The sequence below is a fragment of the Enterocloster clostridioformis genome (assembly GCF_020297485.1).
GTDB lineage: Bacteria > Bacillota > Clostridia > Lachnospirales > Lachnospiraceae > Enterocloster > Enterocloster clostridioformis.
In genome coordinates, this window is the sequence record NZ_JAIWZC010000001.1 from 2,155,888 (window position 1) to 2,180,009 (window position 24,122).

Genomic DNA, 24,122 nt, shown 5'->3' on the forward strand with positions numbered 1-24,122 from the left:
TCCAAACCAGATCGTATTCGTGCCGGGAAAAGGTGAGCCGGATGAATGGGTAACCATTACTTTTCACCGACTGATGCTTTATAGCATAGCGAAAAAGAAAAAGCAAACGCATGTTCTGGATATTCAATAAAAAAAGGAAAGAGAGGCTCTGTAAGAGACGCTGAGGGGCACCATTCCTCTCATGTCCGAAGACATGAGTCTCCAGGTACAGTTATGAAGAAATTATTCTCTATGGTTCTGATTGCTGCGCTGTTTTTCTGTATGGCTGCCTGCGCAGGAACCACAAATGAAATTCAATCCGTCGGAGCTGAAAGCTCCGCACAGACAGAAAGCTCTTCTGCATCCATGGACACCTCCGCACCCACGGAGGAAGAAACTGCATCTCCTGTGGAAGGAAACAACAATGTAGAGGAAACGTCCGAAATGGAAGCTGCCGAAGAAAAGGCGCTGGTTGTCTATTTCTCCGCTACCGGAATCACCCGATCTGCCGCAGAGGAGCTGGCAGCCTTGACCGGTGCCGATCTTTATGAAATTGTCCCGGAGCACCCCTATACCGACGAGGACTTAAACTACAACGACCATTCCACCAGAGCAACAGCCGAGCAGAACGACCAGAGCGCCCGTCCTGCCATTGCAGGAGAACTGCCGGATCCGGATGGCTATTCGGTGATCTATGTGGGTTACCCCATCTGGTGGGGCGATATGCCTCGGATTCTGTACACCTTCTTTGATGCTGTGGACTTTAGCGGCAAGACCATTGCTCCTTTCTGCACCAGCGGCGGCAGTGGTCTGTCCGGTACGCCTGCGGCCATTGCCACACTGGAGCCTGATGCAGCTGTGACCGATGGTTTGGCTGTTCGCAGTAGTGACCAGCTTGTACAGTGGCTGACAGAAATCGGTCTGGCTCAGCGAGAGGTAACAGTCAGTGATTTTTATATAAGCCGCTATGAGGTCATGCAGGCAGAGTACGAAGCCGTGATGGGTGAGAACCCCAGCAATTTCATCAGGGATGATCTGCCTGTGGAGAGCGTTTCGTGGCTGGATGCCGTCCGCTATTGCCGCAGTCAGCTGGAAGGTCTGCCCCCTGTGTATACCATTGAGGGGCCGCGTGTCAGCTGGGATCGCACAGCAAATGTCAACCGTCTGCCCACGGAAACAGAATGGGAATATGCCTGCCGTAGGAGCAGATGGCTGGCAGCGGATGCGTCTATGGGTGAAGCGCTGTCCGTTCACTACTCCGGCGGTTCCACGCTGAATGATGATATTGCCACATGGTTGGAAACGAACGGTTTACAATAAGGAGGTGCAGTTATGAAATATACAACATTGGGCAACAGCGACCTGACGGTTTCCAAAATCTGCATGGGATGCATGGGCTTTGGGGATGCGGCAAACGGTCAGCACAGCTGGACGATTGACGAGGAACACTCCCGTGAGATTATCAAACGGGGGCTGGATCTGGGTGTCAACTTCTTTGATACCGCTATCGCTTATCAGAGCGGAACCAGCGAGCAGTATTTGGGCAGAGCCATCCGGGATTTTGCCAGACGGGAAGATATAGTCATTGCCACCAAGTTCCTGCCCCGGACGGCAGCAGACATTGAAAACGGTATCTCCGGTCAGCAGCACATTCAGCGGATGATGGACAAGAGCCTGCAAAACCTCGGTATGGACTATGTTGACCTCTATATCTATCATATGTGGGATTACCAGACCCCGCTGCAAGACATATTGGACGGGCTGAACCATGTGGTAAAACAGGGCAAGACTCGGTATATTGGCATTTCCAACTGCTTTGCATGGCAGCTGGCGAAAGCCAATGCGCTGGCTGAAAAAGAAGGCTTAGCAAAATTTGTTTCCGTGCAGGGACATTACAACCTGATTTTCCGGGAAGAAGAACGGGAAATGGCACAGCTTTGCCGGGAGGACAACATTGCCATGACCCCGTACAGCGCCCTTGCTGGTGGTCGTCTCAGCAAGCACCCCGGCGAGACCTCCAAGCGGCTGACTGAGGACAGTTATGCAGGGCTGAAATATGATGCAACTGCCGGGGCGGACAGCAGGATCATTGCAAGAGTGGCAGAACTGGCAGATTCCAAGGGTGTCAGCATGACGGAGATCGCTCTGGCATGGCTGATGCAGAAGGTAACTTCTCCGGTTGTGGGTGCCACCAAGTTACATCACATTGAGGGGGCTGCAAAAGCAGCAGAGCTGAGTCTTTCTGGGGAGGAAATGGCATTTCTGGAAGAACTGTATGTCCCCCATGTACTGGTCGGCGTCATGGCACAGAATACGGCGTCAGAAGCCAGCAAGCCCCATGTGTGGTCTACCGGTAACCAGAGGCTGTGATATGAAACGGAAGCATCTGAAAATCCTCGTTGACCTTTTCATGACAATAGCAATGCTGTTCCTCATGGGCTACCACCTGTGGGGAGAAGCTGCCCGCGAATGGGTGGGAGCCGCCTTGTTTGTGCTGTTCCTGCTTCATCATGGGCTGAACGCAGTGTGGCATAAAAAGCTGTTTAAGGGAAGATATACAGCAAGCCGCATTCTCCCGACGGTGGCAGACATCGCCGTGCTTGCAGCGATGCTGGCACTGATGTACAGCGGCATCCGGCTGTCACGATATGTGTTTACATTCCTGCCCTTTCTGCCGACAACTCCGTGAAACGCTCGTCCGATATGCACCCGGTCACGCTGTCCTCATACAGCCGCTTGAAGATAGCGGAGAGTTCCGCAATCCGTTTTTCTGCCGCTTCCAGCTCTTTCTTCTTGGCGGCGTTCCGGCGTTTGCCCCCGTCCTCGTTCTGCTCGATTAGGTGCTTCATAAACCGGGCTTCTTTCGTCCTCGTCCATGAGGTAGCCATATACAGGCTTGCTTGTGACGGGCTTTCCGCTTATGCCCTTTGAGCGTTTTACCGCTCTGATTTTCTTGCTCGTATCTCTCACCAGCCATTCATTAAAAAGATTTTTCAACGGCGTTAAATCGTTGTCGCCCTGTTCGCTGTCAACGCCGTCATTGATAGCGATATAACGCACTCCCTTTCTTGGGAACACCATTTCCGTATACATGCCGACTTGCAGATAGTTCCTGCCTAAACGGGAGAGTTCTTTTGTGATAATGGTCTTTATCTCGCCATTTTCCACGCCCTCTATCATTTCCTTAAAACTCGGTCTTTCAAAATTCGCCCCGCTCCAACCGTCGTCCACGAAAAAACGGTAATTCATAATGCCGTGTTCCCGTGCGTAGGTTTCAAGGATTCGCTTCTGAGAAGAGATTTGTCAAGGATATTTTCACCCTTACAAAAATATTATGAATTGCTGATTCTATCCCTAGTCAAGTGTGAACGTAAAGATGAAGTGGAGCAGAAGAAGAATATCGCAGACTAATATAACTCTATACTTGACATTTACTATTATCTTTGACCGTACACTCGACTTTTGTCCACTTTAATTTAGTCGCTTTTTATCTGAATAACCCTATCCCATCAATGTTGTCCACAGTGCTGAAAGAGGCATAACTAAAATCAGAGACGGAATTAAGTTGACAAGAGGCACGCTTTTGATTTTGGCTACGCGCATACCGGCGGCCAACGTCAAAATGCCGCCGCAGGCGGACAGATCAGCAAACATCCCCAGTGTGATCCACGCACCCGCCATGCGGCCAACACCAAAGATAACCAGCAGAACCAGAATCTGCGGGCCGGCAATCACACAGACCGCTCTCCCCAGCGCCGCCGCAAATACAAGGGCTGTAAAAAAGTCTAGAACCGATTTGGAGAACAATAGGCTGGTATCACCGGCAATCCCTTCTATCAACGTGCTGTACCAGCCGAACCCGGAACAGCAAAACAATGCAACTACGGTGATATACATATCCATGTCGATATTCTCTCTGCCAAGACGCAGTGTTTCAACCAGCCATCTGAAAAAATGGATTGCCGCTGTGTCCAAGTTCAAGATATGTCCAATGATAAATCCCCCCAGAATTGCCAGGACAACCGCGGTCATGGCCTGTGCCTTAATGATGGAATTGATACCAATGGCAATGGAGCAAAACCCAAACAATATTGACAGGTCTGACTTTAGTTTATCCGAGAGTGTTCGGGTAAGCGCTGCGCCTACAAATCCCCCTATTAGCACGGATAAACAGTTCACAATAACTCCAACAGGCATGGTATTCCCCCTTATTTATGATTAAAATGATAAATTATGGTTTGCCGCCGTCCTCTTCGGAAGAACAGCGGCAAACTTAGTATCTGTTTAAATGTCCAACGCGGCGTGGTAACCCCAGTAGACGGCGTTGGTGATGGTAGAAACCCGGGCGGCGTCGCCGATGACCCGGACAAAGGGAGCGGAGCCGTTCAGCGCCTCCACCACATCGGTACGGGATCGCTGGCCAAGGGCGCAGATCACGGATTTGCCGGGGACCAGGACCTCCTTGCCCTCTTTGTCCTCACAGACGATACCCTCCTCTGTGACCCGCAGTCCCTTGTACCCAGTATGAACGGTGACATACTTGTCGATCTCCTTCAACAGCAGGGGGCGGTGGCGGACATTGGCGTCGGGGGCCAGCATGTCCCGCATCTCCACCAGGTGGACTTTCTTGCCCTCCTGGCCCAGGTGGATGGCACACTCGCAGCCGGCCAGACCGCCGCCGAACACGACCGCATCGTCACCTACCTTGTCCTTCTCCTTGTAGTAGTTGTTGACGATCACTACGTTATCCCCGTCCAGGCCGGGAATCGGCGGCACCAGGGGGCTGGAGCCTGCGGCGACAATCACGGCGTCCGGGGCCATTTCATCCACATAGGCCCGGTCAACAGGGGTGTTCAGACGGATCTCCACTCCGGTGTCCCGGCAGAATTTGGCGTAGGTCCCTGCCAGCTGGTACATCTCGTACTTGAAAGGCAGGGCCTGCTCGCTCTTGAGAATGCCGCCCAGCTCGTTTTCTTTCTCACACAGGACGACCTTATGTCCTCTCCGGGCCGCAGTCCAGGCGGCGTACAGCCCGCCGGGGCCTCCGCCCACCACCAGGACATTCTTCTTCACCGGGGCAGGGGCGACCTCGCTGCCTTCACACTCCCGGCCAATCAGGGGATTGACGGTACAGCGGCGGGTGGAGGTGGCAGCCCGCTCCGCCATACAGGTGAAGCACCTCAGGCAGCGGACAATATCCTCATCCTGATTTGCCATAATCTTGTTGGGCAGGAAGGGGTCGGCCAGCAGGGCCCGGGCCATGTAGACCACATCGGCCTTGCCGGAGGCGATGATCTCCTCCATCTGGGCCGGGTCGTTCAGCCCGCCGATGGTGGCCACGGGCACTTTGACGTGCTTCTTGATTTCCGCCGCCAGATAGACATTCCGTCCGTGGTCGGTAAACATGGAGGGGTGGGTGATGCCAAAGGTGCGCTGATAGGTGCCGGCGGTGACGTGGAGGAGGTCGATGTAGGGCTCAATCTGCTGGGCAATGCGGATGCCCTCCTCCAGGTCATAGCCCTCCTCCACGAACTCCGCTCCGGACAGCCGGAATTCGATGGGGAAGAAGGGCCCTATCGCCTCCCGGATGGCTTTCAGCACCCGAATGGCGAAACGGCAGCGGTTTTCCAGAGAACCGCCGTACTCGTCGGTGCGCTTGTTGAACATGGGGGACAGGAACTGGTTGATGAGCCAGCCGTGGCCACCGTGGACCATCAGCAGCTCAAAGCCTGCCCTTTTGACCAAGCCAGCCACATGGGCATAGGCAGCCACAATGTCATCGATCATCTCCACCGTGAGTTCCCCTACTTGAACCCCATCGGGGCGGATGCAGGCGGAAGGCCCCCACTGGGTCATACCGTGCTGCTTGTTCTTGTCGGTCATGTAGGTGCCCGAGTACATGCCGGAGTGGGACAGCTCGATGCTGGGGATGGCCCCGTGGCGGCGGATGGCGTCGGCGGTGTAGGTGGCGCAGGCCAGGGAATTGAGGATGGACTCGTCCAGGTGGTAGGCGTGGGAGCCGTCGGTGGAGGGATGAACCATCAGCTCGGAGACGGTAACCGCCGCCGCGCCGCCCTTGGCGCGTAATTCGTAGAAAGCGGTGGATTTGGGGCCGATACAGCCGTCGGTGGTAATATCGGTGCCGCCCATGGGCGCAGAGAACATGCGGTTGCGGAAGGTGGTGCGGCCCAGGGTGATGGGCTTGCACAGGTTGGGATATTTGTATTCCATGATTATTTACCTCCTGATTACATATAAGCGCAGGCCATTGCAGTCTTTGCTGCCCTGGCCTGCGCTGCGGTAAAGGACTTTTCTGGTTAGTAACGGTTAAACTTCCTCGCCCATATACACCAGCGTTCCGTCGGCGCGTCTGGAGAATTTGGACAAAAATTCGTCGTAAGTGTTCCAGCTTTCCCGGGGGTAGTTGGCGTGGGACATTTCTTTCACAGTACCTACAACGAGCAGAGGAACCCGCTTGGCGTTCAGATAGACATAGTAGCTGATCTCGCCGCAGGCATACCGGTGGGGCGTCTCATCCAGCTGATAGATCTTCATCAGATTGCGCAGGAAAGCAGCAATGTCAGGGGCTACATGATACTCCAGCTCGCCCTTTTCCCGGTCCACACACAGCCAATCATTCTCTCCAAAGAGGAACAGATAGGGCACCATCGGGTCGATTTTTTCCAGTGGGGGGGCGTCAAAGTCTGGGTTGCGGATGGCCGACCAGGGGGCCACGGCGGCGAACACCTCCGGGGCACGGATCGCCAGGGCGGAGGTCATCATGCCGCCGCTGGACTGGCCGCAGGCGTACACCCGGCCCGAATCAATGGCGTACCGGCTCTTCACATCCTCGATCATGCTGAGAATGAAGGGCACATCGTCGATGGGCTTACCCTGATAGCTTCCGTTCCACAGCAGGACATTCCTCAGCCCGCCGGGGTGCTGCTGATAGACGCTGGCCTCGGGGAACAGTACAATAAAGTCCCGCTCCTCCGCCACCCGGTTCATACCGGACAGGTCGATAAAGCTCTCCGCGCTGCCGCCCCTGCCGTGCATACACACCACCAGGGGGACGGGCGCGGCACTGTTCCGGACGCTCTCGGGCACATACTCATACCAGCGGCGGGTAAAGCCGTCCACCTCCAGGGTGTGGAGCTGAGCACCGTAGGCGGCGGGGTCCTCATACCAACGCAGGGCTTTTTTAGAAAAGCTGCGGTGACGGCGGGCAAGGCTGATGAAGTCCCAGATGGCGGTGAAAAATTCCTCGTTCAAATCGCCGGACCAGCCGTTGGTCACCCGGACCTGGGCGATCTTCTCCTCGTTGACCTGACTCTTTTTGCACACCCGGCTGGGGAAGTAAATTTCATCTGCCCAACGGTTGGAAAATACCTCGTTGTCTGCGTCGTTCTGGCCCTTCCAGTAGTCCCGTACCGCCTGGTTATCTCCGGTGGTCTCCCCCCAGCACATCCAGACGGGAAGCTGTGCCTTGGTTCCGCTGACCACCAGTTCGGTCTTCCCGGTGTTCTCCCCGGCGTGGACCCGCCCGGCGCTTTGGAGTACCTCGGGGGTCATCTCACCGAAGGTGGCAAGGCCCGACCACTCGGAGGCCATCTCCATGGCGGCCTGCTGGGCCACCGCCGCACCGCCGCCGATCCCGACAGCGTAGATATTGTCCTGCATGGTGACGTAGAACCGCCGGGACTGAATCTCCACGTAGACCTTGTTCATATAGGCGGAATCGGTGCCGTCCAGGCGGTATTTTCCGTTCTCTGGCTCCAGGATGTGGAGGAAGATCTGGTTCTTCTCAGCAAACCTTATCCAAAAGCCGTTTTCCAGGAAATCCAGAACAGACACATCCTCCGGTGGAGCTACTACCAGGCAAGGCTGATTGCTGCACAACCCCGGCACGATATAGGTGTAGAAGCGCCGCTTCTGACCCGAAACTTCCACTTTTTCCTCAAACAGCCCAGAGATCAAACAACGCTTGGCATCGGTATGGTCCACCTCCAGAGCGCTCATATCAGCGGGAAACTGCTTGATTTCTAACATAAAGCATACCTCCTTTCGATGCTTCACCCCCGTTTGGAGTGGGGAGGTGAAGCATATTCTCAGAACATGGGGAATACGGTCATAATCCAGCCTGCGGAGACAACACAGAGAATGGTGGCGGGAATGATGGACTGCTTGATGAGAGATTTCAAATCATAGCCGCCGCTGGCCATACACATGGGAACCGCAGGGGTAGCCATGGGGGTCATGAAAGAGCTGAGGCAGGCGGACTGCACCAGGATAATGATGCCAATAGGATTGGCGCCCATAGCCTTACAGGCCAGGATGGCGATGGGGATGAAGATAATCATAACCGTGCGGTTCATCATCACCTGGGTAAGCAGGAAAGGCACGATGAAGAAGATAAAGCCGATGATGTAGGGGTTGTTGATGCTGTTGGCGAAGTCGGCCAGAACGCCGCCGACCACTTCTCCCGCGCCGGTCTCGGTGAGAGCCCCACCCATAGCAAAGGAACCAACGATCAGGAACGCCATGGACCAGTTGATGGAGCCGATGGCCTCCTTTTCCGTCAGGACGCCAAACAGGACCATAGCCACGGCGCCTGTGAGACAGATAACCCAGGTGTCGACTTTGATCTGACGCTGGAAAATCAGGGCCAGAGTGGTCAGAATAAAGATGATGTAACCCGCACGCTCCTGGAAAGCAGGCAGGGCCGCTTTATCGTCCCGGCGGGTCTTCATCTCGGAGGTCTGGACCACCGGGGCGTCAGGGGCAAACTTGGTAGCAAAGAAAATACAGTAGATCATCACTGCAATGAGCATGGGCAGACGGGCTTTCATGGGGTCGGTTATGGCTACAACAAAATCGGTGTAGGCGTTGGCCTCCAGATAGCCGTTGAGTTCGGCGGCCTGAGTAGCGCCGCTGCCCAGGGGCAGGGCAGAGATGGTGGAGATGCTGACGATGGACAGAGGGAACAGGGTCTTGGACGGGCTGATTTTCAACTCGTCGCAGGTGGCAATCATCATGGGAGCCATGATGCCGAACACGATGACAGAACTCTGGATGAACTGAGCCAGCAGGGCGGTAACCAGAACGTAGCCCAGCATGACCATCGTCAGGGAGCCGTGGGCGATCTTGTTCACGCTGGCGGCGGCTTTCTTTACGAACTGAGTCCGGGTAAAGCCGGCAGCCACCACGAACATGGCCACGATCATGACACCGTTGGAATTTCCAAAGTAGCCCAGGGCGGTTTTGGGGTCCAGGCAGCCGGTGAGGATAAAGGCCGCCATGCTGGTCAAGGCTGTCAGACCCATAGGGAGCTTGCCCCACACATAGCTGATCATAGTCAGCACGCAGATGATTAAACAAATCGTTAATGAGGTCATGTCTCTATCTCCTTTCTATTTTGAGGTCGCTTATACGAACCGGCAGACGTGGTCCACCGCAATGTCAGAGAAGCCGAACGCCTCTGCTTTGGTCATCTTGCCGTTACAGACATCTCCAATAATTTGAACCAGTTCCGCCCCCATCTTCTGATAGGTCTTTTCGCCGGTGATGATAGCGCTCAGATCCACATCCATGTTGTCCTCCATGCACTGGTAGGTGTGGGCGTTAGCGGTGACCTTCAGCACGGGGACAATGGCGTTGCCTGTGGGGGTCCCCCGTCCGGTGGTGAATATGATGGCGTTGCAGCCGCCCGCTACCATGGAGGTAAGAGAGGAGATATCGTAGCCTGCGGTGTCCATGACGATGGCCCCGTGCTTGGTGGGCCGCTGGGCCTGCTCCAGCACCTCCACGATGGGGCGGGTGCCGCCCTTGCGGATACAGCCAAGGCTCTTCTCGTCCAGGGTGGACAGGCCCCCCGCCTTGTTGCCCGGGGTGGGCTGGCCGGCCCGGCAGTCCTGTCCGGCGGCTTTCAGGTGCTCCTCATAGTCCTTGCAGATCTGGATGATCTGGTTATGTATCTCCGGAGTAGCGGCCCGCTTGGCCACGACATGCTCTCCGCCGATCCACTCGATGGACTCGCTCATGATGGTGGAGGCGCCCATGTCCACCAGCAGGTCGCTGAGTTCGCCTACGGCTGGGTTACTGGCGATGCCAGAGGTGGCGTCGGAGCCGCCGCACTCGATTCCCAGCAGCAGCTCAGATATGTCGCACAACTCCTTTGGCTGCATGGCTGCCTCCGCAGCCATGTCCCGAGCGGCCCGGACAGCTTTCTCAATGGTTTTCAGCGTGCCGCCCTCGTCCTGGATGCCGAAGGACACCACCGGCTTGCTGGTCATACTTTGAATCTTCTCCCGAAGTTTTTGGTGGGGGACAGTTTCGCACCCCAGACCAATGATGACCACTCCGTAGACGTTGGGATTGCAGGCAAACCCCGTGAGAACCTTCTGAGACATCTCGGTGTTGGCCGCTACATCGGAGCAGCCGGTGTTGAATACGATGTTTACCGCACCCCGGACCTGGCTGGCTACCACCCGGCAGCTCTCGCTTCCGCAGGCACAGGTGGGAAGGATCAGGACGTGGTTGCGGATGCCAGCACGGCCTTCTTTACGTTTATAGCCCCAAAATTGCATCATCGTTGCCTCCTCTCAGTGAATGAACTCACTGTCATAGTCCCGCGGTACACTGAAAATGTTCTCGTGGCTAACCCAGTGTCCTTTGGCGATAGATACGCTGGTCTGTCCGATCATCTCGCCGTACTTGCGTACCTCCGCCCCCTGGGGCAGGTCCTCCAGAGCGGCCTTGTGGCAGTAGGGGATGTCATCCTCAGCAGTGAGCGTACATACCTCTGTGCCCTTTTGATAGACGATTTGGCTCCCCTTGGGCACCGAGGCCACGCAGGTTACCACATTGTCACGCTGATCCATCAGCAGTGCGTTGATGTTCATGTTTGTTCTCCTTTTCTGAATTTTATTGGATCAAAAGAAATTCTTTATGCTATCTTTACAATAGCACAAAGCAGGTGTATAATCAATTTTATGATTTTTATAGATACATAAGGGCGGCTTATATATGGAACAAAATATGCAGTATATCTATCAGGTCTATCAGGACGGCAGCTTTACCAAGGCGGCGGAAAAGCTCTATCTGACCCAGCCCGCCCTGAGTATGGCTGTCCGTCAGGAGGAGAAGAACCTGGGGGCCGCGTTGTTCGACCGCAGCCGCCGCCCGCTGACGTTGACGCAGGCAGGGGAGGCATATATCCGGGCTGTCGAGCGGATGAAGTATTTGGAGTCCGATTTGAGCCGGGAATTGGAGGACCTGAGAGATCTGAACACGGGCCGCCTGCACATTGGGGGAACCCATTACCTGAACTGTTTCCTCTTAGCAGAGGTGCTGTCCGGCTTTTCCCGGCGGTATCCAGGCATCCAGCTCCAAGTGTCGGAGGACAGTTCAGCCAGGTTGGCAAAGCGTTTGGAGCGGCGTGAACTGGATTTGACCTTCAGCTGTGCGCCGGAGCATATTGAGCGTTTCGAACATCAACCTGCCTTTTTTGACCATATCCTGCTGGCTGTTCCTCGGGAGACCCCTCTGTCTGAAGCGTTGAGAGGGAGCGCCCTGTCTGCGGAGGACGTCCAGGCGGGGCGGCACATGTCCGACTCCTGCCTTAGAGTACCACTGGGGGAATTTCGGGAACTGGAGTTCATCCTGCTTCAAAAGGGAAACAATCTGTATGATCGCAGTATCCACATGTTTGAGGAGGCCGGATTTGCGCCAAAGGTAAAAATGGCGCTGTCCCAGCTGGTTACGGCCTACCGATTCGCGGACAATGGCCTGGGGGCCGCCTTTATCAGCGACCGCATCGTATTTTCCATCCCCTCAAACAGATTACTGTTCTTTTCCATCGCTTCCCTGCAAGTGAACCGGCTTTTTTACACCCTGCTGCCCCAGCGGAACTATACTGCCCACGCAGTCAAGGCGTTTATTGACTATTTACTGGAGTGGTTTGGGAAAAACGATAATAGGAGGCTACAATGAAACACAAATCAACACCCATTTTAGAGGTCCACGTGGAGACTAATCCCGAGGGGACCGTCATGCTGACCAGCGAAATCGGCAGTGTAAAAATGATCCCCTTCAAAGGCACGGTAACCGGGCCCATTTTCAATGGGATCGTAGAACCTTGCGGGGTAGATACCCAGATCACCAATCAAAACGAGGTGCGGCATATGTCGGCCCGGTATATGCTGACGGGCACGGACAGGGACGGCAGAGACTGCCATATCTATGTGGAAAACAACGGCTGGTTCACGGATGGCGCAAGGCCGACTCCTTTCCGGACGGTGCCCACCTTTATCACCGACTCCCCTGCGCTGGCTCCTCTGCTCCACCGCAATCAGTTCGTGGGTGAGGGGCTACGGGACGAAAGCGGACTGTGGATTCGTTTTTATGAATTACAGACGGCCAACAAATCACCTTAGAAGCGTCACCGCTCCTGGCTTCTTGCTATAAGCGGCTTGCAGCCGCTGGGCTGTTTCCCGTTCCTTATCAGGCCGAATAGCGTGACGGGCGACATCCAGTTCTATGGCATCCATATCCGCCGCCTGCCGTTGCAGCTCAGTGTACTGCGCCAGTGCCGCGTCCAATTCAGCGGTATATTTTTCCTCCTGCTGGTTTAGCCTTTCGAGCGAAGATTCCATAGATGCAATATACTGTTTGATTTCGCCCATGCCATGACCGTCCGCACAGTTAAACTGATTGAATAGCAGGGCCTTCTCGCTTTTCAATTCCTCGATATCTTCGGTCAAAGCAGCGATTTTCTGCGTCAACTCCCGATGTCGAAATACTTGAATTCCTGGGATACTTTTCTTTTCCTCCAACAACGTCCGGCGCTCCTGAATCTTGGCTTTAAGCTGCTTGACTATATTCTCATACTGCTTAATATCTAGTACAGCATTGCCAAAATAATAATGAATAGACGTTGCTTTTTTATTGTAGTCGGTGCATAATAATTCTATCACTAAAGAATGGATGGGTTATTATGCGAAGGAAAACAATTGATACTATCCCGGTTTTATCTGATGCCATGAAAAACATATTATCTGCTTTTTCAAAAAGCCGCTCCCTTCCGTCAGGACTGGTCAAAAGAGCCAGCATTGTCCTGCTTGCGTCACAGGGGGAACTCAACCAGAATATTGCACCACAGGTCGGGCTTCATTATAATAATGCTGCCACCTGGCGCAGTCGGTTCCTCGCGGCGCTCCCAGCCTTGCGGAGGATTGAAATGGACGACCCGGAAAGGCTTGAAGATGAGATACGGGCAGTCCTGTCCGATAAAAAACGCCCCGGTGCCCCGTCTGTTTTTACGCCGGACCAGATCATGCGGATCATCGGCCTTGCCTGCAGCAGCCCAAATGATTTTGGGTACGAAGTAAGCCAGTGGAGCCTCCCGCTGTTAGTGGCAGAAATTAAAAAGCAGGGGATCGCTGAACAGATTTCTGAGAAATCTGTCAGCCGTTTTTTAAAAATGAGGTAGATTTACATCCCCACAAAATCCGTTACTGGCTTCATTCTTCGGAAAAGACGGAAGCCCCGGAATCTTTTGCGCGGAAAGTAAACGAAATCTGCGGCCTGTACCAGAGTGCCCAGGAACAAAGCCGGGAAGGTGCACACATTGTTTCCACGGATGAAATGACCGGGGTACAGGCGCTGGAACATAAATATCCTGACAAGCTCCCATTACCCGGCCAGTGCGCCAAAATGGAGTTTGAGTATATCCGCCATGGCACGACCAGTCTCATCGGGTTCTTTGATGTTGCAACGGGCCGTATGGAAATGCCGTATTTAAACTCCACACGCACAGAAGAGGATTTTGTGGAAGCCGTGAAAGCATTGGCAGGGACAGACCCGCAAGCCCCATGGACATTTATATGCGATGGCCTAAACACCCATAAGTCGGAAGCCCTTGTCCGCTTTGTGGCAGAAGCCTGTGCCCTTGGCTTGGAACTGGGCAAAAAAGGGAAAACAGGGATCCTTAAAAGTATGGAAAGCCGGGCGGATTTCCTGCATGACCCTTCCCACCGGATCCGCTTTGTCTATACTCCGAAACACAGTTCCTGGATGAACCAGATTGAGATATGGTTTGGCATCAATAACCGGAAGCTGCTGAAGCGGAAAAGCTGCCTATCAATAGAAGAACTGGAAGCAAGCATCCTGCGCTTTATTGAACAATACAATCTTACAGCACACCCATTTAAGTGGACATATGCCGGGATACCATTAGTAATTTAATCACTGACATTTAAGCAATGCTGTACTAGTATAACTCGATTTAAATAAGTTTACAATTTAAGCATTGGTAGTAATCTGATTTCTTGGCTTACGTGTCCGTGCTTTGGGCGCACGTTTCCCTTGGTTTTCAGGATAATAATGTAAACTTATTAAAATCGAGTTATACTAGAACATATCATTGAAAAGTACAACAAGATTTATCGTGTCCAGATGCCGAAAGTAACCCCTCATGTATGCAGACATACCTTTTGCTCCAATATGGCAAAGTCGGGAATGAATCCCAAGACCTTACAGTATATCATGGGTCATGCAGACATTAGCGTAACCTTGAACACCTACACCCATGTGAATTTTGATGATGCCAAGGAGGAACTGAATCGAGTAGCGAATGGCTGAAAAAGCCCGTTGGTAAAGCTGCTTATTTTACCAACGTATTTACCAATTTTGCAGGGACAAATATGAGAAAGTATGGGACGATTTGAGAAAATACTCTGGAAACAGAGAATTTCGGAACAGCCCCAAAACCCTGTAAAATCAAGCATTTGAGAAGAAATACAGGACTTATAAGGAGTTACAGAAAAATGATAAAAGTATTATTTGTCTGCCACGGCAACATCTGCCGCAGCCCCATGGCCCTCTACTACTTCCGCAGCCTGCTAAAGGAAAAAGGCCTGTCCGGGGTAATTCGGGCAGATTCTGCTGCTACGTCCACCGAAGAAATCGGTAATCCTGTACACCACGGAACCCGCGCCAAATTAAAGCAGGCCGGCATTCCCTGCGAGGGGCACCGCGCAAAACAGATGACAAGGGCAGATTATAAATCATTCGATTACCTGATTGGCATGGATAGCTGGAATATTCGCAACATGCAGCGTATTTCAGGCGGTGATCCTGACCACAAGATTTTTAAACTTATGGAATTCACTGGTTCCGGAAGGGATGTGGCCGACCCATGGTACACCGGTGACTTTGACACCACCTGGTCCGATGTGACGGAAGGCTGCGCTGCGCTGCTGGATTATATATTAGAGCGCATTTAAACACAGTCCTTCTCTACTGACAGCTTATACCATTGACCCGTTTGTCTCTATGACACGGCGGTACCAGTGAAAGCTGTCTTTTTTAATGCACTTAAGGCTTCCTGTGTCGTGTTCGCTTCTGTCCACATACATCCTTTCCCATGATGCTTTCTCTGCCTCCTGATCCATATCCTCAAATCACAGCAGAAATGTCATAATGGCAGCCCCGAAAAATGATATACTGATGCCGCCACCTCCTTTAGGCCCTTGCTTCTGGACCGCATCATAACTCCCGGTGTGTGTCCATCTTCCCTTCCTGTCCTTATGATAAACCGGCTCTCCCTCTTTACCCGTTTTTCGTTCTGTGCCGTCCATTTTCTTCATCATGTCATATACCGGACCCACCTCTGTCCCCACGGCAACCTGGAGCTGGCCGCTGCTTTCCACAACCGCTATCACGCCTTCTACCCGCTCTATCCTGCCGCGGTCAGCTTTTTCCGGCTCCCTTAATGTAAACCGGAGTCTGGTAAAACAGTGTGTCACTTCCTTAATATTCTCCGCTCCACCTTTGTGAGATAATATCTCATCAGATGTTTTTTGATAATTCATCCCCTGCTCCCTCCAAGATTCCATTATCTCTTCCATATTTATAATATGGCTGTCAGAAGCGTATTTCATCCAGCGATTTCATCCAGCTTATCCTGATGAGATTTTTCCTCTCGGAACACATGGACTTTCAGCGATGCACCATCTGTTTTAAGTGTTATGGCTCCTTTCCTTCCGGTCTCCAGAATCACAATCCCCTGTTCCTTTAAACGGGACATTGTCTCCGGCGACGGATGTCCATAGGCATTTTCCTTTCCATAGGAAACAACGGCTAATTGAATCCTCAACCGGTTCAGGAATACTTCCGATGAAGATGTCCCTGAACCATGATGGGCTGTTTTCAATATCTGCGCATGATTCAAATGTATATCCTGCAGGGTTTCGTCCTGTTCTGCCAGTCTGACCAGGCTGCGCTCCTGCCCTTCCCCCATATCGCCGGTAAACAACATATGAAATCCCTTATAATCTCCGCACAAAACCAGGGAGTGGCTGTTTCGGTCCTTTCCGCCAAAATCTTCACCGGCATACAGACAGGTAAGTGTCAGCTCCCCTGCTTCCACCCAGTCCGCGGTTTTCATATAAACCACATCTGCCCCTTCCCTCCGGGCCAGTACAGCCAGATTTTCATATACCTCCTCCCCCTTTCCCATCACAGGCAGCACCAGTGTTCCTATCCTGATGTCCTTTGATTCCTCTAACAGGTACACAAAACCATTTATATGGTCGCTGTCCCCATGGCTTACCACCGCGTAATCAATCCACGATATTCCCCGGCTTTTTAAATAAGGCTCCAGAACAATATTCCCCAGTTTTTTCTGACTGCTGCTGCCGCCGTCTATAAGCACCACCTTCTCGCCTGTCCTGAGCAGCAGACCGTCCCCCTGTCCCACATCCAGACAGACAACCTCCAGTCCTTTGACAGGACGTGGGACCAGTGCCAGAAAACTAAGTGCATAAATGCAAAAAAGGCATATTAATATCACTGGTTTCGAGTCAACTATACCGCGAAACGGAGCCCGAAGACAGCGGGAATGAGTTTTCAAATCGGCTCCGGTCCGTCTCCTGATGCAAACCAGCATAACAGCTGTTCCCATCCCGCATATGCCAAAATACAACACCAACACGCCCGGAGATGGACGCCCCAGCACCAGGCTGTAACCGGGCAGCCCTTCCACAAATTTACACAGCAGCTCATAGAACCTTAAAATATAATGTCCGGCTCCCACTGCCGCCACTCCGCCCTGAATCCAAACACCTCCCAGTACAATCCCCAGAATACCGGAATACATTAATATGGAAACAAGGGGTATAACCAAAAGATTTAAAAAAATAACATAAAGAGGATGCTGAAAATAGTGATACAGCACAATAGGGGTGAGTATGATTTGTACGCATAAACTGATAAGGAGCGTCTTTTCCCATGCCCGTTCCAATTTAAGGAAGGACTGCATCCAGCCTCCTAATCCGCTGATTGCCAGAACCGCCCCAAAGGACAGTTCAAATCCGCTGTGGTACAACAGATAAGGCTGTCTGTACAGAAGAATTAAGGCTGCAGCTCCCAATGCCGACAGGGTGTCGTAGCTTCTTCCTTTGACCGCCGCCAGCCACAGGCACAATATCATGATAACTGCCCTTATAGCGGAGCCGGAACTTCCTGTCATTATTCCATAGCTGATAACAAGAGCAGATGATATCATCCCAGCCCGGCCATAACCGGCTCCGGCCCGGCGAATCATCAGATAGAGCCCTCCGCCGATAATAGCCAGATGCTGCCCGCTGACAGCCAGAAGATGGGATATTCCGTTGCGCTGGTACATATCCCGCATCTCCGGATTCATATCAGACGTATCTCCCAGAAGCACGGCTTTAAATACCGCCGCATCCTCCGGCATGCATATCTTCTCAAGTATACCGGCACACCGCATCCGAAATTCTGTTATTCCCTTATAATATGGAATCGCTTCTCCCCCCGCCACTTCCAGGTTTTCTCCATACAGCCTGCATGCAGTTCCCTTTGTGCGGTAATAGGTCCTGAAATCAAATTCTCCGGGATTTCCCGGTCCCTCCACCGGAGCCAGCTTCCCTCTCACCTGTACTTTCAAACCAGCTGTCAGCGCTTCCCGAAAACCGGAATCACTCTTTCCTTTCGCCCCGTTCTCCACATACACTACTATCCTCCTGAACTTCGCAGTCCTCCTCCCCGCCTCAGCCGTCACCTGTTCCAAAATAAGGGTAAGGGTATCTTCCTTTTGTTCAGCCTTTTTTATTTCTCCTCTTACCAGTATCCGAGCCCCGTTCATGGTCCGGGCCGCAGACTCCTCCCTGTCCAGAATCCCCTTTTCCTTCCCCCCTCTGGCCATCCCCAAAGACGCGCCAGCCAGAATACATGCCAAAAAGAGCAGAAGCACCCTGCGTTTCCGGTTGCTCCTGCCCTGCATCTTCTCCTTTGGAGCAGAAAAGCGCAATACTCCCCTCCCTGTATCCAAAAGCCATAGAATTCCCGCCGCAGCCGCGCACAGCCACGCCAGAACTCCTGTGTCCACCGCCGTGTTAACCTGCAGGGCCAGCACCTCTCCAAGTACGTAACCTGCTGCCAATACAACTAGCGGTCTCTTCATATTCGGTTGTGTTTCCTTTCGTATTTCCTGCCGTATCTTCCCGCGTTTCTTCTGCAGGCTTTCCTGCGCCTCTCCTGCAGTGCTTTCCTGCGCCTCTCCTGCCGGCCCTGCCCTATTGACTCTCCCCGTCAATATAATTCTGGCTTCTCTCAAAGGTGGTATTCAGGGACACCACATCCCGGAACATCACATTCTGGGACCCGTTGATCATAATCTGTACCTTTGTCACTGTCGTCATCTCCGAAAGAGAGTCCACAATGGAATAAATAGGTATATACTCATTCACTGCCAGGGTTGTATTGGAAAAAGCGGAATCAAAGTTGATATAGCATACATTATCTGTCACTGACAGGCTCAGTATCTTGCAGTCTGACGGGAGAGTGGGATTGTGTCCCTCCTGTCCCGGTCCGGCAATGAGCTGCTCTACTACCAGCTGTTCCAGGGAAGTATTGATGTTGTGGACTACCTCCCGTTTCTCCGGCACCAGGCGGTTGCCTGTCTCATCGGCAAAGTACAGGGTCAGCTCCGTCTTTTCGTAGGCATTCACATTGCTGGTGTTCATGATAAAATCAGTGGATGACAACATTCCCACCGGATTCCCCTGCCGGTCCATCAGTGGCTGGTCCCCGCAGTAAATATTGATATAGTCAATTCCCTCAATCTGCGTAAGGGTCCTGGTGAGGGCTGCCCGGCAGAGAATCTCCCGTTCCGCCTTCATAGCCGTGTAATTCATATCGAAGTACAGATACAACACCTGTTCCTCCTGGCGGCTCCCCTGATAGGTCACCCGGTCTGTCAGCCCCGGCTGGCAGTCCAAATCCTTTGGTACATTCAGAAACTGATCCATCAGTTCATTTACCAGCTCCCCCTTGTCCTTTGTTTCCGTCTCGTACTCCTGGGGAACCAGCTTGGTGATGGACGCATTCAGATAGTAAATCAGATATCTGCCCTCAGAAGGGTTTGAGGCGGGGCTTTCACCCTCCCAGCAGCCTGACAACAGGAATACAACCGCCATCAGGGGCAGAATCAGCCTTCTCACCGCATGTATTCCCATGGCATGTCTGCTCCCGGTACGTCTGCTCCCGGTATGTCTGCTCCCGGTATGTCTGCTCCCGGTATGTCTGCTCCCGGTATGTCTGCTCATGGCTTCGCCTCCTGTCTCGGTACATAGTTAAGAGGTATCCTCACACTGAAGGTGGTTCCCTCTCCCACCGTACTCTCCACATCTATGATACCGTGGTGCATCTGAATGACATTTTTCGCGATAGCCAGTCCCAGCCCGGTGCCGCCCACTTCCCTGGAGCGCGCCTTATCCACCCGGAAAAACCGTTCAAATATGTGTTCCAGCGCATCCTCCGGTATCCCGATACCGGTATCCGCCACCTTGATGTAGAAATATTTGTGGTCCGCATCCAGGGTCACGCGGACCATACCCGAATCCCGGTTATATTTAATGGCATTTTCCACCAGATTGGTAATTGCCAGGGATATCTTTACCTTATCCACATCCGCTGTCACTTCCCGGATGCTCTCCAGAATCAGTTCCACATTTCCGCGTTTGGCAATGGGACGCAGACGTTTTAAAATCAGCTCCAGTTCTCCGTTGATATTTACCTGCTCTATGTTCATCTGGTCCTCAGCTGTCTTGTCCATCTTGACCAGCATCAGCAGGTCCTCTATAATCTGGTTCTCCCGGTCAATCTCGTCCGAAATATCCGTCATAAACTCCCGATACAGCTCCACCGGCACGTCTTTCATCCCCATAAGCGAATCAGCCAGCACACGGATAGAGGTGATAGGCGTCTTCAGTTCATGGGACACATTGGAAACGAATTCCTGGCGTGACTGGTCCACGGCCTTAAGCTTGCCCAGGGACTTTTGGACGGACTGGGACAAAAGTCTGGTCTCCCTGTAAGTCTCCTCTGTGATGTCCGCGTCCAAATCTCCCTGCGTCACCCTGTCGAATGACATCTGAAGTTTTTTGAAAGGACGCAGCAGCAGATGGGCTGCCACCACGCCCAACACACTGATCACAAGCGCCATGCACACCAGAAAGAGATGGGATTTTCCCATGACCTTGTCTGTCAGGGACAGGATATTTTCCGTGGATGCGGTGACCACAATGACTCCGCTCACAGCTTTTCCGTCCGCAGCGTCATACACGGGAATGGTCTGGGCAAAATACTGCATATCCTTGTTGTAGTGGCTGCTGTTTTCACCCTTGAAACATTTGATGACCTCTTCAGACAAATAATACTTTCCTGTGGCCAGATTAAAGGTATCTGTCACCACCCGGAAATTGCTTCCCACAATAACGATTCTTCCATTATATACATCGGACAGGGTCTGCATCTGGCTGTCCAGACTGGCATTGTTCTTTTTCTCAGCCGTCATATAGCCGGACCGGGTCATCTTATTGCTGAGTATGACACACTGGTTCTGTATCTCTATGAACCTGGCATCCAGCTGGCTCTGCCGGAACGTACCCAGCATGATGCCGGCCTCCAGAAAAAGCGGAATCAGGGCTGCGCCTATAATGACGGCGGCAAGAGGTACCTTCATGCTCATGCCGAAGGTACGCAGCTTCTTAACAAATTTCTTTTCCGACACTTATTCCAGCTCCTTTAATTTCCTGGTGCAGGCAACTGCCAGGGCGCCAGGGCCGATATGGCATCCGATACTAAGGGATAGGGGAGCCCCGAACACGGGGACGCCGGGATATAATTCCCTTACAGTTTCTTCCAGCTCATGGGCTGCCTGCTCACTGCATGTATGTGCAATCTGCAAATAGGTGTGTTCCGCCTTCCGGTCTGCCAGGCGCTCCTCCAGATCATGGGCCAGGGCAGTCAGCATGATGGTCTTGGCCTGCTTCATGGTCCTGGCCTTTGCAAATGCATCCAGCTTTTCTCCCTGGATGGTGAGCACAGGCTTTATCTTGAGCAGGGTTCCCAGAGCTGCCGCGGCAGGGGTAATCCTGCCTCCCTTTTTCAGATATTTAAGAGTGTCCACCGTAATATAAATGGAGCTGTCAAACCTGGTTGCCTCCAGCTTTTCCTTTATCTGTTCACCACTCCATCCCAGCTCTGCCAAATCCCTGGCATCCAGGGCAGACTGTCTCTGTGTAACGGAAATCCTCTGGTTGTTCACCACCTGGACGCGCCCCTCATACTCTTTTGCCAGCATAAGGGCTGTCTGACAGGAACCGCTGAGTCCGCTGGACATGGGAATGTACACCACCTGATCATGATCCTCCAAAAGCTGCTCCCACTGCTCCATCACGTCTTTTGGCGAGGGCTGGGATGTGGTGATGTCGGCGCCTTCCTCCATCCTTCTGTAAAATTCTTCGTGGCTTAAATCAATACCCTCATAAAATATCTGTCCATCTATCATAAAAGGCATGGGAAGCACATATATGCCCAGCTTCTTTGCCTCATCCTGCGTTACTCCGCTGTTGCTGTCCGCAACAATAGCTATTTTCATAATGAACTACCCCGCAGCAAGCTGCGGGGTATCGAAGGTTGCAACCTCTACATATAATCCCATATGCTATACTGCTTTGTTTTCTCTACGTTTTTATAGATTGTTTTATAATTTTTTTCCTGTCCCTGTTCTTTCACATATCTACTTATGATTTGCTCATTCCCATGTTCACTCACCGTTGCTACGTAATAGCCATCTGTCCAGAATTCTCCTCCCCACAATTTTTTCTTCACTTGTGGACATTTCGCGAACACCTCTCGGGCTATGATGCTCTTCACTATTTGGATGATTTTTTTTGGACTATATGCAGGCACTGACTGGATAAGAAAATGTATATGGTCTTTATCTGTACCTACTTCCAAAAATCTTATTTCATACCTTTCCTGAATTCCCTCACACGTTTCTTTGATTACCCTATCTACATCTTCATCTATTACTACTCTTCTATATTTTGCTGGACATACGAAATGATACATGAGTACTGATACATTGTGTGACTTGCGTATTGTTTCACTCATCACACAATTTCTCCTTTCCTTTTTCCTCTAGTATATCACTTCCTCCATGTCTTGAAAAAGTTTGTTACGCAGCAAGCTGCGGGGAATTAAACCCTCTTTTTGATTAAATGTTCTCCTTCATGCAATCCCCTGGTTCAGTCTGTTTGCGGTTGCGTATAACTGGTAATACATTCCATTCTTCTCCAGCAGCTGTTCATGGTTTCCCTCTTCCGCAATCTGATTGCCAGCCGGCACAAGTATACGGTCTGCCCCCTGGATGGTGGTCAGGCGGTGGTCAAGGGCGGATGTGGCCTCGTCCATTAAATGTACCCTAACCCCGCTCCTCTTTGTAAACCTTACCCTCAACGGCAAACATATCTGTGTATTGTGTTCCTTTTTATAAAAAATAAAAGACGTAATCTCCCGATTAATCTTCCATCATCAGATTCACTAGGTTGACTAAGCTATATCCCTTCATAGCATATTTACTGCTATTCCACCATTATCCCATGTTTTCCCTTCCACCATACAACTTTATAAAAACACTCGAATCCAGTCATCTTCATGCATCTTTCAAGCGGATGGTCCACGTGAACATGGTTCTTCCTATCGTCATTTTATCCAGTCATTTATCTACAAGGCAGGCGCTCTCACGCTCCAACAAAACAGGGATCATATCAAGTTTAACTACTTTGGAGCATAAGGCAGCACCCTCAATAAATTCATAGGCGCCAGTAATCTTGACCATTCTAACAGATTTTGTTGCGTATCGCTTATGGTTTCCCATATGCAATGTTTTCATTACACATCGTTGCCGCCCTCCTCCTGATGGACCTGTTAACACACTTTTTTCAATTGAATCGTTAAGCGAAGCTTGGAAAGCATCCGTGTGTGTTGATGGTTTTTAGTGTATCATAAAACAGCCTTTTTTTCCACCAGAAAAGCACAGCCTTTTGATTTGGCTGTGCCATAGATTCGTTTATCTTCCTACATTGTTGATCGATATCCTAATCCAAAGGCGGTTCTTCCCTCCTTTTGATAGCCGCTGAACCGGTACCATTCGCCTGGTCCGTACCATCCTGTTTTCGATTTAAAGACTGCAGATCAGCTCCCTGTTTTTCCGTTCCAACGCCTTTTTTAACGTTTCATTTTCCTTCATTAATTTTTCATTGTCCTGCTGTACCTCTCTCAGCTGCCGGAGCAGTGCTTGTATTTCATGGTTCATAGCCATATCCAAAATCTTCTTTTTGGGGTTGCTCATGCCGGCCTGCTGCTCGAATGCCCGGTCCAGTTCTTTCCTCACCGTTGGATTTTTGTAGAAGAATCCTCTCGATAGTCCGGTCTTTTCCATCAGTTTTAGGACGGTAACCGGTTCCCTCTCATCCATCAGTTGATTCCATCTTCTTGTACCGGATATAGGCAGTCATATTGCTGCCCACATACACCAGAATACCTCTGAACTTCAGCGATTCCATAAACTCCAGCATGCTTTGGTAGCAGTTTAGATGATTATACCACCCCGTCCCCCCAAAAAATCAACCCGGCCTCCTTATACACTTCACGAGACAGGCTCAGATGATCCCTCCAATATCCCCACAGCCTTTCTATCACTATCTTCTTATTGCTCTCATATTCATATATTGTACCATCTATATCAGATATCAATTCCTTTATCATCT

Annotated in this window: 24 protein-coding genes and 3 pseudogenes; 9 read left to right on the forward strand and 18 right to left on the reverse strand. The window is 51.8% G+C overall.

Going from position 1 to position 24,122, the window contains the following annotated elements; genetic code table 11:
* The first annotated feature begins 213 nt into the window (after nucleotides 1–213).
* Genes LA360_RS10900 through LA360_RS10910 form a run of 3 tightly spaced genes read left to right on the forward strand, consistent with a single transcriptional unit; the run spans nucleotide 214 to nucleotide 2,668 of the window.
* Nucleotides 214–1,299 (forward strand): flavodoxin, encoded by a 1,086-nt coding sequence (locus tag LA360_RS10900; RefSeq protein ID WP_022202843.1) that lies wholly within the window; start codon nucleotides 214–216, stop codon nucleotides 1,297–1,299.
* 12 nt (nucleotides 1,300–1,311) lie between these two features.
* Nucleotides 1,312–2,349 (forward strand): aldo/keto reductase, encoded by a 1,038-nt coding sequence (locus tag LA360_RS10905; RefSeq protein ID WP_065550970.1) that lies wholly within the window; start codon nucleotides 1,312–1,314, stop codon nucleotides 2,347–2,349.
* Nucleotide 2,350: 1 nt separating this feature from the next.
* Entirely contained in the window at nucleotides 2,351–2,668 is a 318-nt protein-coding gene (locus LA360_RS10910) for a hypothetical protein (RefSeq protein WP_022202841.1), read from the forward strand.
* On the opposite strand, the pseudogene LA360_RS10915 reads toward LA360_RS10910, so the two are convergent.
* The 7 genes and pseudogenes from LA360_RS10915 to LA360_RS10945 form a co-directional block, all read right to left on the reverse strand.
* Nucleotides 2,649–3,279 (reverse strand): annotated as a pseudogene (locus LA360_RS10915) (recombinase family protein); the annotation flags it as partial. The gene LA360_RS10910 and the pseudogene LA360_RS10915 overlap by 20 nt on opposite strands.
* 201 nt (nucleotides 3,280–3,480) lie before the next feature.
* A complete protein-coding gene (locus LA360_RS10920) occupies nucleotides 3,481–4,176 on the reverse strand; it encodes a DUF554 domain-containing protein (RefSeq protein ID WP_022202839.1) in 696 nt (231 codons plus the stop codon).
* A gap of 87 nt (nucleotides 4,177–4,263) precedes the next feature.
* A complete protein-coding gene (locus LA360_RS10925) occupies nucleotides 4,264–6,210 on the reverse strand; it encodes an oxidoreductase (RefSeq protein WP_112481930.1) in 1,947 nt (648 codons plus the stop codon).
* 96 nt (nucleotides 6,211–6,306) lie between these two features.
* A complete protein-coding gene (locus LA360_RS10930) occupies nucleotides 6,307–8,055 on the reverse strand; it encodes a CE1 family esterase (RefSeq protein WP_146774936.1) in 1,749 nt (582 codons plus the stop codon).
* A 32-nt stretch (nucleotides 8,056–8,087) separates the two neighbouring features.
* Nucleotides 8,088–9,374 carry an SLC13 family permease gene (locus tag LA360_RS10935; protein ID WP_022202836.1) on the reverse strand — a complete coding sequence of 429 codons (1,287 nt, stop codon included), beginning with the start codon at nucleotides 9,372–9,374 and terminating at the stop codon, nucleotides 8,088–8,090.
* A 30-nt stretch (nucleotides 9,375–9,404) separates the two neighbouring features.
* Nucleotides 9,405–10,568 (reverse strand): UxaA family hydrolase, encoded by a 1,164-nt coding sequence (locus LA360_RS10940; RefSeq protein WP_225537500.1) that lies wholly within the window; start codon nucleotides 10,566–10,568, stop codon nucleotides 9,405–9,407.
* A gap of 12 nt (nucleotides 10,569–10,580) precedes the next feature.
* A complete protein-coding gene (locus LA360_RS10945; RefSeq protein ID WP_022202834.1) occupies nucleotides 10,581–10,880 on the reverse strand; it encodes a UxaA family hydrolase in 300 nt (99 codons plus the stop codon).
* A 124-nt stretch (nucleotides 10,881–11,004) separates the two neighbouring features.
* On the opposite strand from LA360_RS10945, the gene LA360_RS10950 reads away from it, so the two are divergent.
* Nucleotides 11,005–11,970, forward strand: a complete 966-nt coding sequence (locus LA360_RS10950) for a LysR family transcriptional regulator (protein ID WP_057573095.1) — start codon at nucleotides 11,005–11,007, stop codon at nucleotides 11,968–11,970.
* A complete protein-coding gene (locus LA360_RS10955) occupies nucleotides 11,967–12,413 on the forward strand; it encodes a DUF3237 family protein (protein WP_022202832.1) in 447 nt (148 codons plus the stop codon). The genes LA360_RS10950 and LA360_RS10955 overlap by 4 nt, the downstream gene beginning before the upstream one ends.
* Here LA360_RS10955 and LA360_RS10960 read toward each other — a convergent pair.
* Entirely contained in the window at nucleotides 12,405–12,953 is a 549-nt protein-coding gene (locus LA360_RS10960; RefSeq protein WP_146774937.1) for a hypothetical protein, read from the reverse strand. The two genes, LA360_RS10955 and LA360_RS10960, sit on opposite strands and share 9 nt — an antisense overlap.
* Nucleotides 12,954–12,973: 20 nt before the next feature.
* On the opposite strand from LA360_RS10960, the gene LA360_RS10965 reads away from it, so the two are divergent.
* From LA360_RS10965 to LA360_RS10980, 4 genes and pseudogenes are all read left to right on the forward strand, one after another.
* Nucleotides 12,974–13,468, forward strand: a complete 495-nt coding sequence (locus tag LA360_RS10965; protein ID WP_112481932.1) for a helix-turn-helix domain-containing protein — start codon at nucleotides 12,974–12,976, stop codon at nucleotides 13,466–13,468.
* Nucleotides 13,469–13,605: 137 nt separating this feature from the next.
* Complete coding sequence (locus LA360_RS10970) at nucleotides 13,606–14,223, forward strand: transposase (RefSeq protein WP_225537750.1); 618 nt, start codon at nucleotides 13,606–13,608, stop codon at nucleotides 14,221–14,223.
* A 168-nt stretch (nucleotides 14,224–14,391) separates the two neighbouring features.
* Nucleotides 14,392–14,619: pseudogene (locus LA360_RS10975) on the forward strand (tyrosine-type recombinase/integrase); the annotation flags it as partial.
* Between the two features lie 185 nt (nucleotides 14,620–14,804).
* A complete protein-coding gene (locus LA360_RS10980; protein ID WP_022202235.1) occupies nucleotides 14,805–15,263 on the forward strand; it encodes a low molecular weight protein-tyrosine-phosphatase in 459 nt (152 codons plus the stop codon).
* Between the two features lie 24 nt (nucleotides 15,264–15,287).
* On the opposite strand, the gene LA360_RS10985 is transcribed toward LA360_RS10980, so the two are convergent.
* The 10 genes and pseudogenes from LA360_RS10985 to LA360_RS11030 form a co-directional block, all read right to left on the reverse strand.
* Nucleotides 15,288–15,431 carry a hypothetical protein gene (locus LA360_RS10985; RefSeq protein WP_225537501.1) on the reverse strand — a complete coding sequence of 48 codons (144 nt, stop codon included), beginning with the start codon at nucleotides 15,429–15,431 and terminating at the stop codon, nucleotides 15,288–15,290.
* A 9-nt stretch (nucleotides 15,432–15,440) separates the two neighbouring features.
* Nucleotides 15,441–15,851, reverse strand: a complete 411-nt coding sequence (locus tag LA360_RS10990; protein ID WP_225537502.1) for a PTS sugar transporter subunit IIB — start codon at nucleotides 15,849–15,851, stop codon at nucleotides 15,441–15,443.
* Nucleotides 15,852–15,916: 65 nt separating this feature from the next.
* A complete protein-coding gene (locus LA360_RS10995) occupies nucleotides 15,917–18,466 on the reverse strand; it encodes a DNA internalization-related competence protein ComEC/Rec2 (RefSeq protein ID WP_112482227.1) in 2,550 nt (849 codons plus the stop codon).
* 112 nt (nucleotides 18,467–18,578) lie between these two features.
* A complete protein-coding gene (locus LA360_RS11000; protein WP_089775490.1) occupies nucleotides 18,579–19,520 on the reverse strand; it encodes a GerMN domain-containing protein in 942 nt (313 codons plus the stop codon).
* Between the two features lie 86 nt (nucleotides 19,521–19,606).
* The gene (locus LA360_RS11005; RefSeq protein ID WP_022202239.1) at nucleotides 19,607–21,076 is read right to left on the reverse strand and encodes a sensor histidine kinase; all 1,470 of its coding nucleotides are present in this window, start codon (nucleotides 21,074–21,076) and stop codon (nucleotides 19,607–19,609) included.
* Nucleotides 21,077–21,946 (reverse strand): DegV family protein, encoded by an 870-nt coding sequence (locus LA360_RS11010; protein ID WP_022202240.1) that lies wholly within the window; start codon nucleotides 21,944–21,946, stop codon nucleotides 21,077–21,079. It abuts the gene before it with no gap.
* Between the two features lie 47 nt (nucleotides 21,947–21,993).
* Nucleotides 21,994–22,464 (reverse strand): IS200/IS605 family transposase, encoded by a 471-nt coding sequence (gene tnpA / locus LA360_RS11015; protein ID WP_057571327.1) that lies wholly within the window; start codon nucleotides 22,462–22,464, stop codon nucleotides 21,994–21,996.
* 117 nt (nucleotides 22,465–22,581) lie between these two features.
* Nucleotides 22,582–22,767, reverse strand: a pseudogene (locus LA360_RS11020) (ABC transporter ATP-binding protein); the annotation flags it as partial.
* Nucleotides 22,768–23,533: 766 nt separating this feature from the next.
* Entirely contained in the window at nucleotides 23,534–23,830 is a 297-nt protein-coding gene (locus LA360_RS11025) for a DUF6262 family protein (RefSeq protein ID WP_225537503.1), read from the reverse strand.
* Nucleotides 23,831–23,952: 122 nt separating this feature from the next.
* Complete coding sequence (locus LA360_RS11030) at nucleotides 23,953–24,120, reverse strand: hypothetical protein (RefSeq protein ID WP_022200320.1); 168 nt, start codon at nucleotides 24,118–24,120, stop codon at nucleotides 23,953–23,955.
* Between the last annotated feature and the right edge of the window lie 2 nt (nucleotides 24,121–24,122).

Excerpts from the sequence above, each read along its gene's own strand:
- LA360_RS10900 (WP_022202843.1), top strand. The coding sequence starts at position 214 with ATGAAGAAATTATTCTCTATGGTTCTGATTGCTGCGCTGTTTTTCTGT.
- LA360_RS10905 (WP_065550970.1), top strand. The coding sequence starts at position 1,312 with ATGAAATATACAACATTGGGCAACAGCGACCTGACGGTTTCCAAAATC.
- LA360_RS10910 (WP_022202841.1), top strand. The coding sequence starts at position 2,351 with ATGAAACGGAAGCATCTGAAAATCCTCGTTGACCTTTTCATGACAATA.
- LA360_RS10920 (WP_022202839.1), bottom strand. The coding sequence starts at position 4,176 with ATGCCTGTTGGAGTTATTGTGAACTGTTTATCCGTGCTAATAGGGGGA.
- LA360_RS10925 (WP_112481930.1), bottom strand. The coding sequence starts at position 6,210 with ATGGAATACAAATATCCCAACCTGTGCAAGCCCATCACCCTGGGCCGC.
- LA360_RS10935 (WP_022202836.1), bottom strand. The coding sequence starts at position 9,374 with ATGACCTCATTAACGATTTGTTTAATCATCTGCGTGCTGACTATGATC.
- LA360_RS10940 (WP_225537500.1), bottom strand. The coding sequence starts at position 10,568 with ATGATGCAATTTTGGGGCTATAAACGTAAAGAAGGCCGTGCTGGCATC.
- LA360_RS10945 (WP_022202834.1), bottom strand. The coding sequence starts at position 10,880 with ATGAACATCAACGCACTGCTGATGGATCAGCGTGACAATGTGGTAACC.
- LA360_RS10950 (WP_057573095.1), top strand. The coding sequence starts at position 11,005 with ATGGAACAAAATATGCAGTATATCTATCAGGTCTATCAGGACGGCAGC.
- LA360_RS10955 (WP_022202832.1), top strand. The coding sequence starts at position 11,967 with ATGAAACACAAATCAACACCCATTTTAGAGGTCCACGTGGAGACTAAT.
- LA360_RS10965 (WP_112481932.1), top strand. The coding sequence starts at position 12,974 with ATGCGAAGGAAAACAATTGATACTATCCCGGTTTTATCTGATGCCATG.
- LA360_RS10980 (WP_022202235.1), top strand. The coding sequence starts at position 14,805 with ATGATAAAAGTATTATTTGTCTGCCACGGCAACATCTGCCGCAGCCCC.
- LA360_RS10985 (WP_225537501.1), bottom strand. The coding sequence starts at position 15,431 with ATGGATCAGGAGGCAGAGAAAGCATCATGGGAAAGGATGTATGTGGAC.
- LA360_RS10990 (WP_225537502.1), bottom strand. The coding sequence starts at position 15,851 with ATGAATTATCAAAAAACATCTGATGAGATATTATCTCACAAAGGTGGA.
- LA360_RS10995 (WP_112482227.1), bottom strand. The coding sequence starts at position 18,466 with ATGAAGAGACCGCTAGTTGTATTGGCAGCAGGTTACGTACTTGGAGAG.
- LA360_RS11000 (WP_089775490.1), bottom strand. The coding sequence starts at position 19,520 with ATGGGAATACATGCGGTGAGAAGGCTGATTCTGCCCCTGATGGCGGTT.
- LA360_RS11010 (WP_022202240.1), bottom strand. The coding sequence starts at position 21,946 with ATGAAAATAGCTATTGTTGCGGACAGCAACAGCGGAGTAACGCAGGAT.
- tnpA (WP_057571327.1), bottom strand. The coding sequence starts at position 22,464 with ATGAGTGAAACAATACGCAAGTCACACAATGTATCAGTACTCATGTAT.
- LA360_RS11025 (WP_225537503.1), bottom strand. The coding sequence starts at position 23,830 with ATGGATGAGAGGGAACCGGTTACCGTCCTAAAACTGATGGAAAAGACC.
- LA360_RS11030 (WP_022200320.1), bottom strand. The coding sequence starts at position 24,120 with ATGATAAAGGAATTGATATCTGATATAGATGGTACAATATATGAATAT.